This window comes from Aminobacter sp. UC22_36 (genome assembly GCF_044056035.1).
GTDB lineage: Bacteria > Pseudomonadota > Alphaproteobacteria > Rhizobiales > Rhizobiaceae > Aminobacter.
In genome coordinates this window covers 1,093,042-1,110,872 of the sequence record NZ_CP171996.1, presented here as the reverse complement: position 1 = coordinate 1,110,872, position 17,831 = coordinate 1,093,042, and the positions used below count along the sequence as shown (strand labels likewise).

At 65.0% G+C, this 17,831-nt stretch carries 20 protein-coding genes; 10 read left to right on the top strand and 10 right to left on the bottom strand.

Translation table 11 applies throughout. From position 1 onward, the window contains the following. Positions 1-177: 177 nt before the first annotated feature. The gene (locus ACHMW7_RS08550) at positions 178-1,035 is read right to left on the bottom strand and encodes a LysR family transcriptional regulator (protein ID WP_395449845.1); all 858 of its coding nucleotides are present in this window, start codon (positions 1,033-1,035) and stop codon (positions 178-180) included. A 134-nt stretch (positions 1,036-1,169) separates the two neighbouring features. On the opposite strand from ACHMW7_RS08550, the gene ACHMW7_RS08545 reads away from it, so the two are divergent. Beyond that, positions 1,170-2,714 carry an MFS transporter gene (locus ACHMW7_RS08545; protein ID WP_395449844.1) on the top strand — a complete coding sequence of 515 codons (1,545 nt, stop codon included), beginning with the start codon at positions 1,170-1,172 and terminating at the stop codon, positions 2,712-2,714. A gap of 132 nt (positions 2,715-2,846) precedes the next feature. Here the strand turns inward: ACHMW7_RS08545 and ACHMW7_RS08540 are convergent, their stop codons facing one another. The 5 genes from ACHMW7_RS08540 to ACHMW7_RS08520 form a co-directional block, all read right to left on the bottom strand. Continuing rightward, positions 2,847-4,652, bottom strand: a complete 1,806-nt coding sequence (locus tag ACHMW7_RS08540) for an ABC transporter ATP-binding protein/permease (RefSeq protein WP_395449843.1) — start codon at positions 4,650-4,652, stop codon at positions 2,847-2,849. A gap of 128 nt (positions 4,653-4,780) precedes the next feature. After that, on the bottom strand, positions 4,781-5,641 hold the full coding sequence (locus ACHMW7_RS08535; RefSeq protein WP_395451290.1) for a lipid kinase: 861 nt from the start codon (positions 5,639-5,641) through the stop codon (positions 4,781-4,783). Positions 5,642-5,833: 192 nt separating this feature from the next. Continuing rightward, a complete protein-coding gene (locus ACHMW7_RS08530) occupies positions 5,834-7,249 on the bottom strand; it encodes a pyridoxal phosphate-dependent decarboxylase family protein (RefSeq protein ID WP_395449842.1) in 1,416 nt (471 codons plus the stop codon). Between the two features lie 92 nt (positions 7,250-7,341). After that, entirely contained in the window at positions 7,342-8,139 is a 798-nt protein-coding gene (locus ACHMW7_RS08525; protein WP_395449841.1) for a DUF1194 domain-containing protein, read from the bottom strand. 83 nt (positions 8,140-8,222) lie between these two features. Beyond that, positions 8,223-8,993, bottom strand: coding sequence for a class I SAM-dependent methyltransferase (locus tag ACHMW7_RS08520; protein ID WP_395451289.1), 771 nt, complete (start codon positions 8,991-8,993; stop codon positions 8,223-8,225). A gap of 106 nt (positions 8,994-9,099) precedes the next feature. Between ACHMW7_RS08520 and gloB the strand changes: the two genes are divergently transcribed. Then, positions 9,100-9,867, top strand: coding sequence for a hydroxyacylglutathione hydrolase (gene gloB / locus ACHMW7_RS08515; protein WP_395449840.1), 768 nt, complete (start codon positions 9,100-9,102; stop codon positions 9,865-9,867). A gap of 2 nt (positions 9,868-9,869) precedes the next feature. Continuing rightward, positions 9,870-10,307 carry a cupin domain-containing protein gene (locus tag ACHMW7_RS08510; RefSeq protein WP_395449839.1) on the top strand — a complete coding sequence of 146 codons (438 nt, stop codon included), beginning with the start codon at positions 9,870-9,872 and terminating at the stop codon, positions 10,305-10,307. Here the strand turns inward: ACHMW7_RS08510 and ACHMW7_RS08505 are convergent. From ACHMW7_RS08505 to ACHMW7_RS08495, 3 genes are all read right to left on the bottom strand, one after another. After that, positions 10,304-11,200 carry a DMT family transporter gene (locus tag ACHMW7_RS08505; RefSeq protein ID WP_395449838.1) on the bottom strand — a complete coding sequence of 299 codons (897 nt, stop codon included), beginning with the start codon at positions 11,198-11,200 and terminating at the stop codon, positions 10,304-10,306. The two genes, ACHMW7_RS08510 and ACHMW7_RS08505, sit on opposite strands and share 4 nt — an antisense overlap. A 122-nt stretch (positions 11,201-11,322) precedes the next feature. Further along, on the bottom strand, positions 11,323-11,598 hold the full coding sequence (locus tag ACHMW7_RS08500) for a hypothetical protein (protein ID WP_395449837.1): 276 nt from the start codon (positions 11,596-11,598) through the stop codon (positions 11,323-11,325). 7 nt (positions 11,599-11,605) lie between these two features. Beyond that, on the bottom strand, positions 11,606-12,106 hold the full coding sequence (locus ACHMW7_RS08495; protein WP_395449836.1) for a DUF3108 domain-containing protein: 501 nt from the start codon (positions 12,104-12,106) through the stop codon (positions 11,606-11,608). A gap of 253 nt (positions 12,107-12,359) precedes the next feature. On the opposite strand from ACHMW7_RS08495, the gene rpmB reads away from it, so the two are divergent. The 6 genes from rpmB (at position 12,360) to ACHMW7_RS08465 (ending at position 16,129) form a co-directional block, all read left to right on the top strand. After that, a complete protein-coding gene (gene rpmB, locus ACHMW7_RS08490) occupies positions 12,360-12,656 on the top strand; it encodes a 50S ribosomal protein L28 (protein WP_214391350.1) in 297 nt (98 codons plus the stop codon). 120 nt (positions 12,657-12,776) lie between these two features. Continuing rightward, positions 12,777-13,454, top strand: coding sequence for a queuosine precursor transporter (locus ACHMW7_RS08485; protein ID WP_395449835.1), 678 nt, complete (start codon positions 12,777-12,779; stop codon positions 13,452-13,454). 117 nt (positions 13,455-13,571) lie between these two features. After that, positions 13,572-14,462: a LysR family transcriptional regulator gene (locus tag ACHMW7_RS08480; protein ID WP_395449834.1), complete on the top strand. Its 891-nt coding sequence runs from the start codon at positions 13,572-13,574 to the stop codon at positions 14,460-14,462. Between the two features lie 114 nt (positions 14,463-14,576). Continuing rightward, positions 14,577-14,939 (top strand): antibiotic biosynthesis monooxygenase family protein, encoded by a 363-nt coding sequence (locus tag ACHMW7_RS08475; RefSeq protein ID WP_395449833.1) that lies wholly within the window; start codon positions 14,577-14,579, stop codon positions 14,937-14,939. 14 nt (positions 14,940-14,953) lie between these two features. Continuing rightward, positions 14,954-15,676, top strand: a complete 723-nt coding sequence (locus ACHMW7_RS08470; protein ID WP_395449832.1) for a DsbA family protein — start codon at positions 14,954-14,956, stop codon at positions 15,674-15,676. Positions 15,677-15,679: 3 nt separating this feature from the next. Further along, entirely contained in the window at positions 15,680-16,129 is a 450-nt protein-coding gene (locus ACHMW7_RS08465) for a GNAT family N-acetyltransferase (protein ID WP_395449831.1), read from the top strand. Between the two features lie 6 nt (positions 16,130-16,135). Here the strand turns inward: ACHMW7_RS08465 and ACHMW7_RS08460 are convergent, their stop codons facing one another. Beyond that, a complete protein-coding gene (locus ACHMW7_RS08460) occupies positions 16,136-16,564 on the bottom strand; it encodes an Lrp/AsnC family transcriptional regulator (protein WP_395449830.1) in 429 nt (142 codons plus the stop codon). A 123-nt stretch (positions 16,565-16,687) separates the two neighbouring features. Between ACHMW7_RS08460 and ACHMW7_RS08455 the strand changes: the two genes are divergently transcribed. Then, positions 16,688-17,788 (top strand): saccharopine dehydrogenase C-terminal domain-containing protein, encoded by a 1,101-nt coding sequence (locus tag ACHMW7_RS08455; protein WP_395449829.1) that lies wholly within the window; start codon positions 16,688-16,690, stop codon positions 17,786-17,788. Positions 17,789-17,831 lie beyond the last annotated feature (43 nt).

Here is a 17,831-nt window from a genome sequence, read left to right as displayed (position 1 = left end):
GATCTGCCTGAGGTCAGACCGGGTTTTCGGCGCAAGGCGGAGCCTACGCGCCACATTTGCCCGAGCCGTCGCGAAACGCGTTCATGAATGACTGGAAATCGAACGGCTCGGGCGCTCCGCTGTCGATGCCCTCGCGGGTCGCCTCGCGCAGCGCCTCCTCGAAACAAGCAAAGCCGCCTATCCTGCCGACGCGCCATGCTCGCGGAAGGCGCAGGCCAGGATGCGCAGCGCCTCGCGCGAACGGCGGTCGGTCAGTGTCGAATGCAGCACGATTTCCGACGACGGCACCTCAGGCAGGCCGAACTTGCGGCTGACCTCGACCGTGCCGGGGGGCGCCAGCCGGCTCGAAAACACCGCCGTGGCAAGGCCGGCTGACACCGCCGCCGTCACCACCGACGAGCCGCCGCCAAGGAACACCTCGACCCAGGCGATGCCGGCATCGTCGAGCGTGCGCGTGGCGAGGTCACGCACGCCGCAGGCCCGCGACAAGGCGGCCAAGCGTAGCGGCTCGCCCTGGCGGTGATGGAAGTCGGGTGTGGCAAACCAGCCGAAATGCTCCGGCCCCAAAACCTCGCCATCGCGGCGGTCGTCCTCGCGCCTGACGATCGCCGCATCGAGCTTGCCGCGGTCGAAGGCGTCGAGCAGATTGCTCGAATTGTCGACCTGGACCTCGATGGTCAGTGCCGGATCGTGCTGGTTGAGCCGCGCCAGCAAGGTCGTCACCTCGGGCCCCGCGACATGTCCGGCGATGCCGAGCGCAAAGCGGCGCGTGCCGCATGACAGGCCGGCGACCGCATTGTCATGCGCGACCAGGAACGCCCGTGCCGAATCGATGAACAAGGCGCCCTCGGCCGACAGCCGCACGCGCCGCGGCGTGCGCTCGATCAGCTTGCGGCCGATCCGTTCTTCCAGCCGCTTGAGCTTGACGGAGACGGCGGCCTGGGTCGAGCCCATCGCGTCGGCGGCCCGGGTGAAACTTTGCAGTTCGGCCACCATGACGAAGTTGCGTACCGCTTCGGGGTCAAGCCACAGCATCGCATCCATTCCATTTTGTTATCACTGAAATAGAAATACATACCATTTCGATATGATCAAGCGTCACCTATCTCGATGGCTCAAACAACAGTGCGGCAAGGCGCCTGAGCCTTGCCGTCAGCCAGAGGTATGGGATGACCCTGATCAGTAGAGACAATCTGGCGCTGGGGGCGATCTGTCTGTCGGCGCTGATGTTCGGCCTCGAAATATCGAGCGTGCCGGTGATCCTGCCGACGCTCGAACATGTGCTGCATGCCGACTTCCAGGACATGCAGTGGATCATGAACGCCTACACCCTCGCCTGCACGACGGTGCTGATGGCAACGGGTACGCTGGCCGACCGTTATGGCCGCAAGCTGGTCTTTGCCATCACGGTTGCGGCCTTCGGCCTGACCTCGCTGATGTGCGGCCTCGCTCCCAACACCACGGTGCTGATCGTCAGCCGTTTCCTGCAGGGCATGGCCGGCGGCGCCATGTTCATCTGTTCGATCGCCATTTTGTCGCACCAGTTCCAGGACGCCAGGGCGCGCAGCAGCGCCTTTGCCATCTGGGGCGTCATCTCGGGCATCGGCCTCGGTTTCGGGCCGGTCATCGGCGGTCTGATCGTCGCCCTGTCGACCTGGCAATGGGTTTTCCTGGTCCATGCGCCGCTCGCCGTGCTGTGCCTTGTCATGGCCTATGCCAGCGTCACCGAATCGCGCGATCCCCAGGCCCGCAAGCTCGACGTCGCCGGCATCGTGCTCTTGAGCGCATCGGTGTTCGGCCTGACCTACTACATCACCGGCGGCGCCGACCTCGGTTTCTTCAGCCCGACCGCGCTGGCCATCGCGGCGGCAACCCTCGTCGGCCTGATCGCCTTCGTCGCCGCCGAGCGGCTGCATCCGCATCCGATGTTCGACTTCTCGGTGTTCCAGATCCGCGACTTCTCCGGCGCCATCATCGGCTGCATCGGCATGAATTTCAGCTACTGGCCGCTGATGATCTACCTGCCGATCTATCTCACCGTCGGCCTTGGTTACGACAGCGCAACGACCGGGCTCGCGCTGCTCGCCTACACCGTGCCCTTCCTGGTGATGTCGCCTGTTGCCCAGTACCTTTTGCTGCGCACCAGCGCCCGCACCATCATCCCGCTCGGCCTGTTCACCATCGGCCTTGGCTTCATCGTCATGTGGTTCGGCAGCGGCCTTGAACAGGCCACCGGAGCGACGGTGCTGGCCGGCGCGCTGCTCTCCGGCATCGGCCTTGGCCTGACGACGACGCCCGCCACCAACATGACGACAGGCTCGGTGCCGGCCAGCCGCGCCGGCATGGCCTCGGGCATCGACGCCAGCGCCAGGCTGATTTCGCTCGCCGTCAACATCGCGGTGATGGGCTTCGTCTTTGTCGAGGGCATTCTCTACACGCTGAAAACAGCCCTTCCCGAGAATTCCGACGCCGCACAGTTGCGTTCGCTGGCCGAGCGTATCGCTGCCGGAGGTGCGGTGTCATCGGAGGCAGGCACCACCCTCGACGTTTCAGCCACTGTCGTTCACGCCGCACTGGTCAACGGCTTTGGCTGGACGGTGCTTTATGGCGGCATCGGCGTCTGGATCCTGGCAGCACTCAGCTTCGTCATCTTCGGACCGGCCAGGACGAACTGCGCCGGGCCCTGCCCGAAGGCCGAGTCGCAGGTGATCTGACCTGTCACAGGCAATGAAGCGGCCCTGCACTTTCGGCCCCGCGTTTCGTCGCCCCCCCTCTGTCCTGCCGGACAGGAGTGCGTCGGTGCAGGAGGGGCGAACGCAACAAGGCGACAGCCAATTTGGAGCGGCTCAGGCAGGGGCGACAGCCTTTGCCACATCCTTGATGCGGACACGCTTGAGGGCCGGCCCCTGCTTGTCCTTGGCAAGATGCACCGTCCTGTCGAACAGGCCGCCATCGTTGCGGGCCGGGCCGAAATAGACGACGCCGGTGTCGGCGAGCTGGCCGTCGAACATCGCCCTGACGCGCTCATGGGCTGCGACATCGAGCGTGTCGAAGGCCTCGTCGATGATCACCCAGTCGGGCTTGTGCAAGGCGAGCCGGGCAAAGGCGACGAGGCGCAATTCGTCGCTGCTGAGTTCGTCGTTCCACGCGGCGACGCGGTCGAGCGACGGGCCAAGCCGCTCCAGCCCGACAGCGCCGAGTGCCGCGGTGAATTCGGCGTCTGCCGGTTCGCGGCCATTGGATGGGTAACGCAACACGTCGCGCAGCGTGCCCGGCGGCAGGTAAGAGACCCGCGGCAGGAACGCCACCTGCTTGCCGGCCGGCAGCTCGATGCGGCCCTTGCCCCATGGCCACAGCCCGGCCAGGGCGCGGAACAGCAAGGTCTTGCCGGCGCCGGCTTCGCCGACGATGAGCACGCGTTCGCCCGGCCTGACCCTGAGATGCGGCTCGGAAAGCCTGGTGCAGCCGCTTGGTGAGACGATCTCGAGATTGTCGAGGGCGAGGCTGCCGTCACGGCTTTCGCTGACCTCGATGCGGTCTTCCCCCTCATGCAGCACGTCAGTGGCCACCAGCACGCTGCGGATCATGCCGACGCGCATCAAGGTGGCGCGCCAGTCGGCGATGGCGCCGACATTGTTGATGAACCAGCGCAGCGAGGCATGGACCTGGTTGAAGGCGCTGACCGCCATCATCAGCCCGCCAAAGCTGATGTCGCCGGCAAAATAGACCGGTGCTGCAACCAGGATCGGCGCGACCACGGTGAACCAGCCATAACCGTCGGTGACCCAGCCGAGATTGATCTGGGTGGCGAAGATGCGGCGCAGCGATGTCAGCACGCTTTTCAGGTCGCGCTCCAGCCGCTGCTTTTCGTCGGCTTCGCCGCGGGCCAGCGAGATCGCATCGATGTTCTGGTTGATGCGGACCATCGAGAAGCGCAACTCGGCCTCGCGCGAATAGCGATCGGAATTCTGGGCAATCAGCGGCCGGCCGACGAGCCAGCTCAAAAACGAGGCCGAGCCAGCATAGATGATCGCCGCCCAGACCATGTAGCCGGGAATGCTGAACGAGCTTTCGCCGACATGAAAGACAAAGCCGGACGACAGGCTCCACAACACCCCGACGAACGAAACCAGCAGGATCGAGGCCTGCAGCAGGCCGATGCCGAGGTCGGTGGTGAGGTCGGCGAGATGGCCGGCATCCTGCTGCATGCGCTGGTCGGGATTGACGCCGACGGCACCGGCATTGGCGAGGCGGAAGGCGCGCCCCGGCCGCAGCCATTCGGTGATCAGATCGAGCGTCAGCCCCTCGCGCAGCTTGAGCCGGATCATCTGGTTGAGCCATTGCTGGCCGACATTCAACACCAACAGGCAGCCGGCAATCGCCGCAAAGATCATCAGCTGGTGCAGGAAGGCGTCGAGGTCGCGGTTCTCCAGCGCGTCGTAGAACGGCTTGTTCCAGCGGTTGAGCACGATCTGCCCGGCCGACGTGGCGATGATGACGGCCAGGATCGACAGGCTGAGCCAGACAAGCGTCCGGCGCACCGGCGAGGCGGCAAGCGCCTGCCGCGCCATCTTGAAATGGCTGAAAAATCCAGCGTCGAAATCAGGTGCCAGCGGCTCGCGATTGGCCTGCGTGAACGATTGGCCCGACATCAGGTTTCCTCCGGCTGGCCGCTGCGCGCGAATCGACGCGGGCGATTGTGCCATTCAACGGCGGCTACGTAGCACAGCGTTGACCGGACTGCCGTGATCGAAAAGCCGCTGCAGAGGCCAAAGCCGCGTCAGCCCCTGGGCGCAAAGACCCGAACCGATTTGGGCCGGATGCGGAAATGCGCCGGCGTCCAGGTCACCAGCTCGCCATCGGTGTTGACGGGGCGCGGCCGCTTGGTGCGGATCGTCACTGCGGTGGTCTTGAAGGCGCGGACGTCGTCCCACTGGCCTTGCGTGCCCTTGCGCAGGCTGGGCAACAGCCTGAGCAGCCGCCACCAGTGGTCGACCTCGAGACTGTAGAGATCGAGCCAGCCATCGTCGGCGGTCGCCGTCTCCTCGACGGTCATGCCGCCGCCATAATGGCGGCCATTGCCGACCGAGACCTGCATGGTGCGGATCTCTTCGGTGGTGTCGTCATGGTCGACATAACAGGTGAACAGGCGCGAACGCATCAACAGCCTGGCAGCAACGATGCCGTAGCCGAGCGTGCCCCAGCGCTTCTTGGCATGCTCGGTCAGTTCGGCGGCCATGTCGGCGCTGAAGCCGATGCTGGCGACGTTGAAAAACAGATGGCCGTTGACCTCGCCGAGATCGACGGTCGTCTCGTGGCCGGCGGCGATCACCTCGGCCGCCTTGATCGGGTCGGGCGCGATGCCCATGGTGCGGGCGAAATCATTGGCGGTGCCGAGCGGCAGCACGCCGAGCGTCAGGCCGGTATGGGCAAGGCCGGCAGCCGCGGCGTTGAGCGTGCCGTCACCGCCGCCAACGATGGCGATGTCGAAATGATCGGCATGGCGCGAGATCAGCTCGGAGGCGTTCTCGTGCTTGCTGGTCGCCATCTCCTCGATCTCGAGCCCGGCATCGACGAGCACCTGGCGGGCGGCATCGATCGAACCGCCGCCACGACGGGCGCGCGGATTGACGATCAGCATGGCGCGCTTGCCTTGCTGCACGGCGCGCTTCTGGTGGATGACGTCGGTCAGGAGGATATTCCCTGTGGTTGTCGGGCGAAGGCAATCCCCGCGTCATCTAGGGAGCAATCGGGCAGATTTGAAGGCCGAAGGCGGAATAAGCCTCCAGACCACAGAAGGCGATCGCGACCGACACTGCTGCAGACTTGCTCTCTAAGAGCCACGCTGAACTGCACGCCATCCCTTAACGATGGCTTCGGCGGCGGCTTTACCGGCAGCCTCGTCGATCAACCAGGAGATGACCGAAATACGCATGACGTCACGGCCGCGCCATCTTGCGCCGCCGGCGAAGACCGCGCCGTCGCGCTGGATGCGGGCAATGGTCGCCCTGGTCAGTTCATCGCCGCGCGCGGCCGGCTCGTCGGCCCCGAAACGCACCAGCACCTGGTTGAGCACGACGTCGTTCAGCACCGCGATCGCATTTTCGCTTCGAAGCTGGTCGGCAATCAGCCGCGCTGCAGCGCAATGCCGTTCGACCATCCGGGCAATTCCCTCGCGACCGAGGTGGCGAATAATCGCCCAGGTGGCAAAACCACGCGCCCGCCGCGACAGCTCGGGAACGAAATGGCTTGGGTCGCGCTCGCCTTGCTCGCTGGGCGGAAGATAACTTGCTGCAATGGTCATGGCGCGGCGATGCGCCTCGCTGTCGCGCATTATGGCATAACCGCAGTCATAGGGCGTCTGCAGCCATTTATGGCCATCCGTTGCCCAGGAATCGCAGGCGTCGAGTCCTTCGGCCAGATGACGCAGCGGCGGACATGCCCGCGCCCAGCAGCCAAATGCGCCGTCGACATGGACCCAGGCACCGACCCCGCGGGCGATCGGCACCAGTTCGGCGAACTTGTCGAAGCCGCCTGTGTTGATCTGGCCGGCCTGCAATATGACGATTGCCGGGCCGCGAACCTCCGCGGCATGGCGCGCGAAATCATCGACCGACATCTGGCCCTGGCTATCGGTGGCGACACGGATCAGGCGATCGTGGCCCAGGCCGAGGAACTGCAACGCCGAGAAAACAGTCGTATGGGCGTCGTCGCCGATCAGCACCGATATCGGCGGGGCGCCGAACAGCCCATTGGCTTCGACATCCCAGCCGACACGGCGCAGCACCTCCCCGCGCGCCGCGGCAAGGCAGACGAAATTGGCGACAGTGGCCCCGGTGACGAAGCCAACCGAGCTTTCGCGCGGCAGATCGAGCAATTCGAGCAGCCAGCGCGCTGCAACGGTTTCGGCAGCCGCGGCCGAGGGCATGGCATGATGGTTGCCGGCATTCTGCCCCCAGGCACTGGTCATCCAGTCGGCGGCAACGCCGATCGGGTGCGAACCGCCGATGACCCAGCCGAAAAAGCCGGAACCAGTCGTGGCATTGAGCCCGGGCTCGGCGCGTACTGCCAGATCATCGATCACGCTGTCTGACGCATTTCCGGTTTCCGGCAAGGGTCCTTCGAATGCTGTCAGCGCCTCCATGTAGCCATGCAGCGGACGCTGTGGCCTGGTCGCCAGTTGCGACCGGTAGCGTATGGCGTGTTCGGCGGCTTGGCGCAGCAGGCGCCCGACTGCTTCCCCCTGCATGACAATCACCTTCCATGAAAGTTAGCCTGATGCGCATCTCATATTAGCAGATGGCAATATTCCGGCACGACCCCGTCCCCGATCGCACCCTGCTACCTGTCGAGCTCGGGAAAATAGGGGTCGGAGTAGATCCGCCGCTCGCGTTCGCCGACCATGCAGTCGACCGGTGCTGCGGCGTCGATCCTGACCACCGGCACGACATCGCCGCTGACTTCGAGCACCAGCTTGCGCCGGATCGCGGTGGCGAACTCCGACGCCGCCTTGATCGGCAAGACGAACGAGCCGGGGCCGCCGGTGACGCATTCGGCATAATAGCGGTCGAGCGAGGCTGCCGTGCGCGACGGCCGGATCAGGATCGGCAGGCCGTTGATGACGATGCCCTGGGCAAGGGCTGCATCACGCGCGGGCTTGACCGGGTTGCCGAAATTGTTCGGCCCGTCGCCCGATATGTCGATGACGCGGCGAAAGCCATCGGCGTCGTTGTCGTCGAACAGGCCGGCACCATAGCTGACCGCGCCCGAGATCGAGGTGCCGCGAAAGCCGCTGAACGGCCTCGCCTCGAGCCGGGCGGCGAAGGCTGCGGCACTCTGCGGCCCGTCGATGATCTGCCAGGGCACCACCGATTCCGCGCGCACCGTGCCGGCCCATTCGAAATAGGTGATGATGATGCGGCCATTTTGGCCAGCTAGCACGGCATCGACAAAATCGGGATGACGCAGCGCTGCGACATAACCGGCACGCTGCAGGGTGAATTCTTCCAGGTCCATCGAGCGCGACACATCGACAGCCAGCACCAGCTCGATATCGACCGTAACACCGGCCGCTGGCACGGCGACCGGACTGGGCAATTCGCAGCCCAGACATGCGATGATGGCCAGCACGCCCAACATTGTCGGCAGGCTCCCGAGGCAAGCGCCAGTGTTGCGGCAAAGGCGCCGGAATGGAAGTGGCTGAGCTTCACCCCTTCGTGAGGTCAGCCGCCATGCTCGGCATCGCCGCGCCGCAGTGCTGGAAACCCGCGTGTCGCGCCGCTTGGCGTCAGCACCGGCATGAAGACGCGGCGCGAGGCGCGCTGTGCCACCGGAATGCCCTGGTAGACGCGCTTCTGCGCCTCGACCACGATCACGCCGGAGAAGATCGGCCACAAGCGCCGGCCGGCGCGTTCGAACAGATGGTCGAACTTCATCATCCATTTGCGCCGCGACGGCGGGAAATGCAGCGCATCGGACCATGCCGAGACGGTGAAATTGGCCTCGCGCAACAGTTCGTTGAGCTGGCCTGACGAAAACGGCCGGCCGGTGCCGAATGGCGTGTGTTCGAAGCGCGCCCACACCCCGCGCCGGTTGGGCACGACGATGACGATGCGCCCGGCCGGCGACAGCACCCGCCAGATCTCCTTCAGCGTCTCGCGCGGGCTTTCGGCATGTTCGAGCGAATGGACGAGCAACACCCGGTCGATCGAGGAATCGACGAGCGGCAGTTCCTCGTCGAAGACAAGCGCTGTCGACGACGGCCCGTTGGCCGGCCACACCACGGCACCTTGCGTTGCCGGCATGAAGGCGAAGACCCGCTCGGCGTCGCTGCCGAAGCGGTCGAGCCAGGGCAAGGCGTAACCGAGCCCGACCAGCCGCTCATTGGGCAGGCCGGCCCACACCGACGACAGCGCCATAGTGATCGACTGCTCGGCGAGGCGGCCAAGCGGCGTCGAATAGAAGGAGCGAAGGTCGACGATGTCGGAATTCATCGCTGGAAGGTAGACGCGCCGGCGGCCGACTTCAACGACCCCGGCCCATTTGGCGTGACAGCCTCGCCAGCGCGCCCTATCGTCCTTCGGAAAATGGAGTTTTGTCATGGCTGTCGAGATCAGACTTTTCATGTGCCGCACCGACAATTTCGGCGCCCTGCTGCACGACCGCGAAACCGGCGAAAGGGCGATCATCGATGCGCCCGAGGAAGGCCCGATCCTGGCGGCGATCGAACAGAGCGGCTGGACGCCGGCGACGATCCTGACGACGCATCACCATGCCGACCATGTCGAGGCCAATCTGGCGCTGAAACAGCGTTTCAAGCTGCGCATCGTCGGGCCCGAGGCCGAACGCGACAAGATCCCCGGCATCGACGACACCGTCGAGCAGGGCTCGGTGATCCCGTTCGGCAACGAGACCATCGAGGTCATCGAAACACCGGGGCACACCGCCGGCCATGTCTGCTATTTCTTGCCGAAATCGAAAGTGGCGTTCACCGCCGACACGCTGTTTGCGCTTGGCTGCGGCCGGCTGTTCGAGCGCCCGGCGCCTGTGATGTTCGAATCGCTGAACAAGCTCGCCGCCTTGCCGCCTGAGACGGTGATCTATTGCGGCCACGAATACACGCTGTCCAATGCGCGCTTTGCCCTGACCATCGACCCCGACAATGCAGCACTGCGCGCCCGCACAGAAAAGATCGAGGCTTTGCGCAGCGAGGGCAAGCCGACGCTGCCGACGACGATCGGCGAGGAGCTCGCCACCAACCCGTTCCTGCGCTGGGCCGATCCGGCCATCCGCAAGCATCTCGGCATGGAAACGGCTGCCGATGTCGACGTCTTCGCTGAAATCCGCAAGCGCAAGGACAATTTCTGAGCATGTTGGCCGCGGAGATCATCGCCAGCCTCGGCATGCAGCGCCACCCCGAGGGCGGCTGGTATGTCGAGACCTTTCGCGACAACCCGGCAGGCGGGCCGCATGGTCCGCGTGGCAACCAGACGGCGATCTACTTCCTGCTGGAACATGGCGACGTCTCGCACTGGCACCGCGTCAGGGATGCCGCCGAGATCTGGCACTTCCATGCCGGCGCGCCGATCGAGCTCAGGCTGTTCCAGCAAGGCGGCGACATCGTCGCCCACACGCTCGGCATCGACATAACAGCCGGCCAGCGGCCGCAATGCGTGGTGCCATCTGGCTGGTGGCAGACGGCGCGCAGTTTGGGCGACTGGACGCTTGTTGGCTGCACCGTCTCGCCCGGCTTCGAGTTCGCGCAGTTCGAACTGGCGCAACCCGGCTGGGAGCCGAAGAGCGCTTAGGCCCCTGCCCCATCCGTTGCCGCGGCCTTGCGGCGACCAAAGATCAGCGACTTGGCCGCCAGCACCGCACCGCCGGTGATCAGCACGCAGGCCGCGAGGATGCGCAAGGATGGTTCGGCGAAACCGGCTGATATCAGCACCAAGGTCGACAGCAGCGGCGCGGCATAGCTTGCCGCCCCCAGCACCTGGATGTTGCCACGCTTGACGCCGATGTCCCAGGCATAGAAGGCGGCACCGACGGGCATCAGGCCAAGGCCGAGCACGGCGAGCCACTGGCCGGCATTGGCCGGCAGCACCGTCTCCTCGAGCGCCAGGTGGCAGGCAAAGGACAGCACCGATGTCGCCAGGCAGAACCAGGTGACGATTGTCGTCGGCACCGACGGGAAGCGGCGCGACAACAGCGAATAGCCCGACCACAAAAAGGCGCAGGCAAAGGCCATGGCGTAGCCAAAGGCATAACGCGGCTCGAAGGCCAGCCCGCCGCCCTTGGTGACGATCAGGACGGTGCCGGCAAGGCCGAGCAAAGCGCCGGCGATATGGTTCCAGCGCAGCCTTTCGCCCGGCATCAGTGCCGAGCCGAGCACGATGAACAGCGGCCAGAGATAGGCGATCAGGCTGGCCTCGACCGCCGGCGCGTTACGAAGGGCGGTGAAGTAGAAGAAGTGGTAGCCGAACAGCCCGACGATGCCGATGACCCAGACCTGGGCCGGGATCTTTTCGGCCTTGTCGGGTTTCGGCATGAACAGCCGGGCAACGAGGCCGACGCCGGTGCCGATGGCAAAGGCCATCGCCGACAAAAGGAACGGCGGCACCGCGCCCGATGCGTCGGTGAGCAGCGCCAGAAGCGCCCACATGGCAACCGCCGAAAATCCAATCAAAGTTGCGCGCCCCACTCACCCCTCCCGGCGCGTTGGCGCCTCAAAGCCGCTTCAGTTCAAGTGCCAGACTCTGGGCCGGTTCTTTTGGTGGAGCATGATCTTGTCCGAAAACCGCTACGCACTTTTCGGGATCATGCTCAGTCGATCGCCTGGAAACGCCGGGCCTTGACGGTGATCGTGCCGATCTCCGTGCTGACCGTGGCATATATGGGCGCATATACCCCGGTTTCGCCGAGCGGCGCAAACGTCACCATGATGCGGCTGCGGTCGCGCAGGAAGGTCAGCGCCTTCTTGTCGCTGCGGTAGCCGGACACCGGCTTGAAGCCCATGCGGCAGGTCACCGTCTCGCCGGAGAAGCCGGTGACCGACATCTTCTTGCGCGACACCTCGGTCAGCCTGAGGTCGGCGCGCAATTCGCCGTCATAGATCCTGACGGTGCGGCCGCAGACCTTGTCGAGGCTGGGGGCGCGGATGATGGTGGCGGCGATCGGATCGGCGACGCCGCTGAGATCGCCGGGACCGAGCGGAAATCCAGGTCTCGCCGCGCTTTTTGGGCGGCGGCACGACTTGCGTGCGGCTGACACGATCGCCGGCGAAGCGGATATCGACAAGCGAGCTGACCTTGCCCGAGACATAGTCGGCGCGGAAGGCGCGCGGCCGGGTGCGGCCGTCACCAAAGCTGCCGCGCGACGAGATCGTGCCGCGCGTATCGTCGAAAAAGGCGGCAAGCCCGGCACTGGAGACCTTGCCGTTGACGACATAGGAATTGCCGTCATAGCTGCTGTCGAAGGTCGCCTTGGCGACCGGAATGCCGAGGAAAGACAGCGAAAAATCGCCGCTGAAGGATTTTTTGGCGGCCAGCAGCGGCGACGGCGACAGGGCCAAGGCAAAGATGAGCAGGGCAAGTGAAAGGCGGGGCATCGTCGACAACACCTCATCGTCAGCGGAAGCTGACTTCGCGCTGTTCGTGTCCCTTGTGATCGGTTATAGAAGCAATTCCGGCCATTCTGTGGAGTTGGGGACAACCCCCGGAAACCACCACGACGCTTGACGCGTCAGCCAAATACAACTATGGAACGCCAACTTTTTCCATGAGGCCGCCTGACTGAGACCGCGCGCCATCTTAATCGGTGCGTTATCGTCGCTTGGTCCGCCAGAACTGAAGGTAAGTAACATGTCCCGCGCTTGCGAACTCACCGGCAAAGCCGTCATGACCGGCAACAATGTGAGCCACGCCAACAACAAGACCCGTCGGCGCTTCCTGCCGAACCTGGTCAATGTCACGCTCATCTCCGAGACGCTGAACCAGAACGTGCGCCTGCGCATTTCGGCCAACGCCCTGCGTACGGTCGAGCATCGCGGTGGCCTCGACGCTTTCCTGGTCAAGGCAGATGCCGAAGAGCTGTCGCAGCGTGCGCGCCTGCTCAAGAAGCAGATCGCCAAGAAGACCGCCGAGCAGGCCGCAGCCTAATCGTCGAATCAGGCGGGGGACGACCGCCTGGAGCCTCTGACGGCCGCAAGGACGATGGAGGCTCCGCCCAAATGCCCGGGCTTGGCCCGTAAAGCTGGTTCCATTACCCAGGATAAAAAAATGAACTCCGGTTCAAAATACCTGCCTTTCGTGGCGGCCATGGCGCTTGTCGTCGTTGCTTCCAACATTCTCGTCCAGTTCCCGATGCAGGGACAGGTCGGATCTCTGGCGCTTGCCGATGTCCTGACCTGGGGCGCCTTCACCTACCCCTTCTCATTTTTGGTCACCGACCTTGCCAACCGCCGCTACGGGCCAAGGCTGGCGCGACGCATCGTCTTTGTCGGCTTCATGACCGCGGTGGTCTGCTCGATCGTCATTCCGCCGGTGCTGTTTGGCTATGGCCTGATCCCGTTCGACACCGCCGCCGACCGCCTGGCGCGCATTGCGGTCGCCTCCGGTGCCGCCTTCCTGACCGCGCAGCTGCTCGACATCACCGTGTTCAACTGGCTGCGCCGGCAGAGCTGGTGGCGCGCGCCGATCTTCGGCACGCTTGTCGGCTCGGTGTTCGACACCGCGATCTTCTTCGGTGTCGCCTTCGCCGCCGCCTTCGCCTTTCTCGGCCCCGAGGACGGCTTTGCGCTGGAAGCAGCACCCTTGTTCGGCGTGCTGTCGATGGACGCGCCGCGCTGGGTCTCCTGGGCACTGGGCGACCTCTGTGTGAAGCTGTTGATCGCGCTGTTCGCGCTGATCCCCTACCGACTGATCGCCGCGCGCTGGACACAGCCGGCGCTGGCCTAGCCACCACACATACGACTGTATTGCCAAGGAGCAGCCGACGACCCCGTCGGCTGCTCTTGCATGTCGGGCGCCGCCGCATAGTCTGCCGGCTCGCGCCACGGCATGGCAGGCAAGGATATGGCTCTCGATTCGGTTGATCTTTTTCTCGAGGTCGTTCGGACCGGCAGCTTTTCCGGTGCCGCGCGCGCCACCGGCATCCCCGTCTCCACGGTCAGCCAGCGCATCGCCGCGCTCGAAACCCGCCTCGGCAGCACCTTGCTCAAGCGCACGACGCGGCGCCTGGCATTGACCGAGGCCGGCACGAGCTACCACGAGGTCGCCGCGCGGGCGCTGGCCGAATTGCGCGGCTACGAGGCCGAGCTGACCGATACGGCAGCAGGGCTGAGCGGCACGCTCAAGGTGGCGAGCACGATTGCCATGGACGACGTGCTGGCGCCGCTGCTGGCGAGCTATCTCGAGGCCTATCCCGACATGGCGCTGGAGCTTAATCTGAGCGGCCGCAACGCCGACCTGTTCGCCGACGGCATCGACGTCGCCATCCGCGTTGGCGCCCTGCGCGACGATTCGGGCCTCGTCGCCCGTTCGCTCGGCGCTGCCGCGCTGCAGCTCGTGGCGTCGCCGGATTACCTCGGGAAACATCCGCCGATCGGCCATCCCAACGACATCGAGCCGCGGGAGCTGATGTCTTTTGCCGGTTATGGCACCGCACGGCTCCACCACGCCAATGGCGACGCCTGCGACGTCAACATCTCAGGCCGTTTCACCGGCAACCAGCTTTCATCCTTGCGGCACCAGGCTGTCGCGGGCAACGGCATAGCCTTGGTGCCGGCGGCATTGCTGGCGCGCGAGCTGGCCAGCGGCGCGCTGGTGACGGTGCTTGCCGACTGGCGCGGCGAGGCGCAGCCGATCCACATCGTCTATCTCAACCAGCGCATCGTCTCGAGGCGCCTGCGCTCCTTCATCGACCATGTCGTCGCGCATTTTCCGCGCCAGCTGTTTAGCGGCTGATCTTCCCCGGGCTGATCTTCCGTCGAGGCGGAAGATCCATCCCGAAATCCCCGGCTAATCCGCCTGGCTGCCTGTCCTTACCTTCGGCTCATCGAACCGGACAAGGACAAGCAGATGCAAGACACCAAGGGTTTCTACTCGATCATCGACTACACCGTGGACGACGCCCAGACGCAGCACGAGCTGATCGAGGCCTTTGCCGGCCTGCAGGAAAAATGGGTGCGGTTTTATCCCGGCTACAAGTCGGCGCAGCTGTTTGCCAGCACCGACGGCACCCGCGTCTACAACATCATCCATTGGGACAGCGAAGCCGCACACCGCGAGTTCGAGCGCGTCTCCGACAATGCCGCCCGCATCGCCGCGATCCAGGGCGTGATCGACAGCCTCAAGGGCAAGGCCGAACCGCGGATGAGCGGTCCGCCGCGCTACAGGCTCGTCCGCGAGGTGGCGCCCGGCCCGCGCCCGACCGACGCCTGAGCCGGGAGGACATCATGCAAATCGAGATACATGCCGACGTGCTGTGCCCGTGGAGCTACATCGCCAAGCGCCGCCTCGAAGCGGCCTCGGCACTGGCCGGCACAGCCACCGAAATTGTGTGGCGCAGCTTCGAGCTTTCGCCCGAGGGCGGCGCGATTCCAGGCGAAAGTGCTGCCGACATGATCAGGCAGTGGCGTGGCGACGCCGCCGCAGCGCGGATCGCCGAGATCATGGCGTTCGGGGCAGCGGAAGGGCTCCAGCTCGACCTGGAAAAGGCCCGCCCGGTCAACAGCTTCAACGCGCACCGCCTGGTTCATCTCGGCGCGGCCGCCGGCAAGGCCGATGCGGTGATGGAACGCCTGCTGCGCGCCTATCACAGCGAGGCGCAAAACATCGCTGTGACAGGCGTGCTCGACCGGCATGGCCGCGAGGCCGGGCTTGACCCGAGTGCTGTGGCCGCATTGCTCGCCGGCGAGGATTTTGGCGATGCCGTGCGCGCCGACAAACGCCTTGCCGCCGAGCGCGGCATATCAGGCGTGCCGATGATGGTCCTTGCCGGGCAAGCGCCGACATCGGCGGTCAAGCCGCTCGACGAGCTTGTCGGCCTGCTGCGACAGGCGGCCGACAGGCTGCGTTCCAAACAGATGGCACATGGCGATCGGACTGCGACACCACCGGCGTCATGCTCATGCAATCTAGGTGAGGTAGCGGCTGCGTCCCAACGCAACCAAGGATGACGCATGACCATTACACTACGCCCGCTCGACGATGCCGAGCGGGCCAGAATGCTTGAACTGCAGGTCGCTCCGGCGCAGCAGGACTTCGTCGCCAGCAACCAAGACTCGATCGAGGAAGCCGATGACGGCGACGATTGTGTGCCGCTGGCCATCTACGCAGGTGACGAGCCGGTCGGTTTTGCCATGTATGCGCTCGATCCCGACGACGGCAATCACTGGATCTACCGGCTGATGATCGACCAGCGCTTCCAGCGGCGCGGCCATGGCCGCACAGCACTGCTCGAACTGCTGAAGCTGATGTCCAGGCTGCCCGGCTGCAGCCACGTCACCCTCGGCGTCGTGCCACAAAACGAAGCGGCGATGGCGCTTTATCGCTCAACGGGCTTTCGCGCGACGGGCGAGATCATCGGCGGCGAGGTTGTCTTTCGCCACGACCTGTCCGCGACCCGCTGAAGCGGCTCAGCGGTCGATTCGCGTCGACAGGATGATCGACGACAGGGTGCGCTCGACGCCTTCGAGCGCACCGATGCGGTCGATCAGCGCGTCGAGGTCGCGCACCGACGGCGCTTCGACAACGACGATCATGTCGAAATTGCCGCTGACCGAATGCAGCATGCGCACCTCGGGGATGCGCTTCAGCACCGCTTCGACCGCCGCCGAGACCTTGGGCAAGGCGGTGACGAGGATGTGGGCGCGAACCAGGTTCTTCTCGTAGTCGGGCGACAGCCGGACGCTGTAGCCAGCGATCACCCCGCGCTGCTCCAGCCGCTCGATGCGGCTTTGCACCGTCGTTCTGGAAACGCCGAGCTTGCGTGCCAGCTCGGCGGTCGAGGCCCGCGCATTGTCGCGCAGCAAGGCAAGCAGGGCGCGGTCGGGGTCTGTCGTCATTTCGTCAATACTCTACGTCGTTATGCCTAAAACATATCGTCTTTTCGGCAAAATCGATACTGCCTTTCGACGAGGCGCGGCCATAGAATCCGCCACGAAATTCCAGTCGAAGGGGACATGACCATGAAACAGATCGTTGTTGTAGGCGCAGGCAAGATCGGCTCGACCATCGCCGACATGCTGGCCGAAACGGGCGACTACAAGGTGACAGTGGTCGACCGCTCGCAGGCAGCACTTGATTCGCTCGAGACCGGCAACCCCGTCGAGACGCTGAAGGTCGAGATTTCGGAAGCCGGCGCGCTCGACGCCGTTTTGGCCGGCAAGTTTGCCGTGCTTTCCGCCGCCCCGTTCCACCTGACCACGCGCATCGCCGAGTCCGCCGCCAAGGCCGGCGTGCATTATCTCGACCTGACCGAGGACGTCGCCTCGACCCGCATCGTCAGGGAACTGGCCGCCACCGCCAAGAGCGCCTTCATCCCGCAATGCGGCCTGGCGCCGGGCTTCATCTCGATCGTCGCCAATGATCTCGCCAAGCGCTTCGACACGCTGGAGAGCGTGCGCATGCGTGTCGGCGCGCTGCCGCAATACCCGTCCAACGCGCTGAACTACAATCTGACCTGGAGCACCGACGGCGTCATCAACGAATATTGCGAGCCGTGCGAAGCCATCGTCGAAGGCTCACTCGTCGAGGTACCGCCGCTCGAGGAGCGCGAGGAGTTCTCGCTCGACGGCATCACCTATGAGGCGTTCAACACCTCTGGCGGCCTCGGCACGCTGTGCGAGACCTACAAGGGCAAGGTGCGCACGCTGAACTACCGCACCATCCGCTATCCCGGCCATGCCGCGATCATGAAGGCGCTGCTCAACGACCTTGGCCTGCGCCACCGCCGCGAGGTGCTGAAGGACATTCTGGAAAACGCCCTGCCGGCGACGATGCAGGACGTGGTGGTGATCTTCGTCACCGTCAGCGGCCACAAGAATGGCCGCCTGCTGCAGGAAAGCTACGCCAACAAGATCTACAGCCGCCAGATGGGCAAGATGGTGCGCAGCGCCATCCAGATCACCACCGCCTCGGGCATCTGCTCGGTGCTCGACATGCTGGCTTCCGGCGCGCTGCCGCAGCAGGGCTTCATCCGCCAGGAAGACATCGGCCTCGACGCCTTCCTCGCCAACCGCTTCGGCCACAACTACGCCCAGCAAGGTGCCGCGCACCTGGCAGCCTGATCACGCAACACCTTACGGGGAGGATACCCCGGAGGTCCGACTT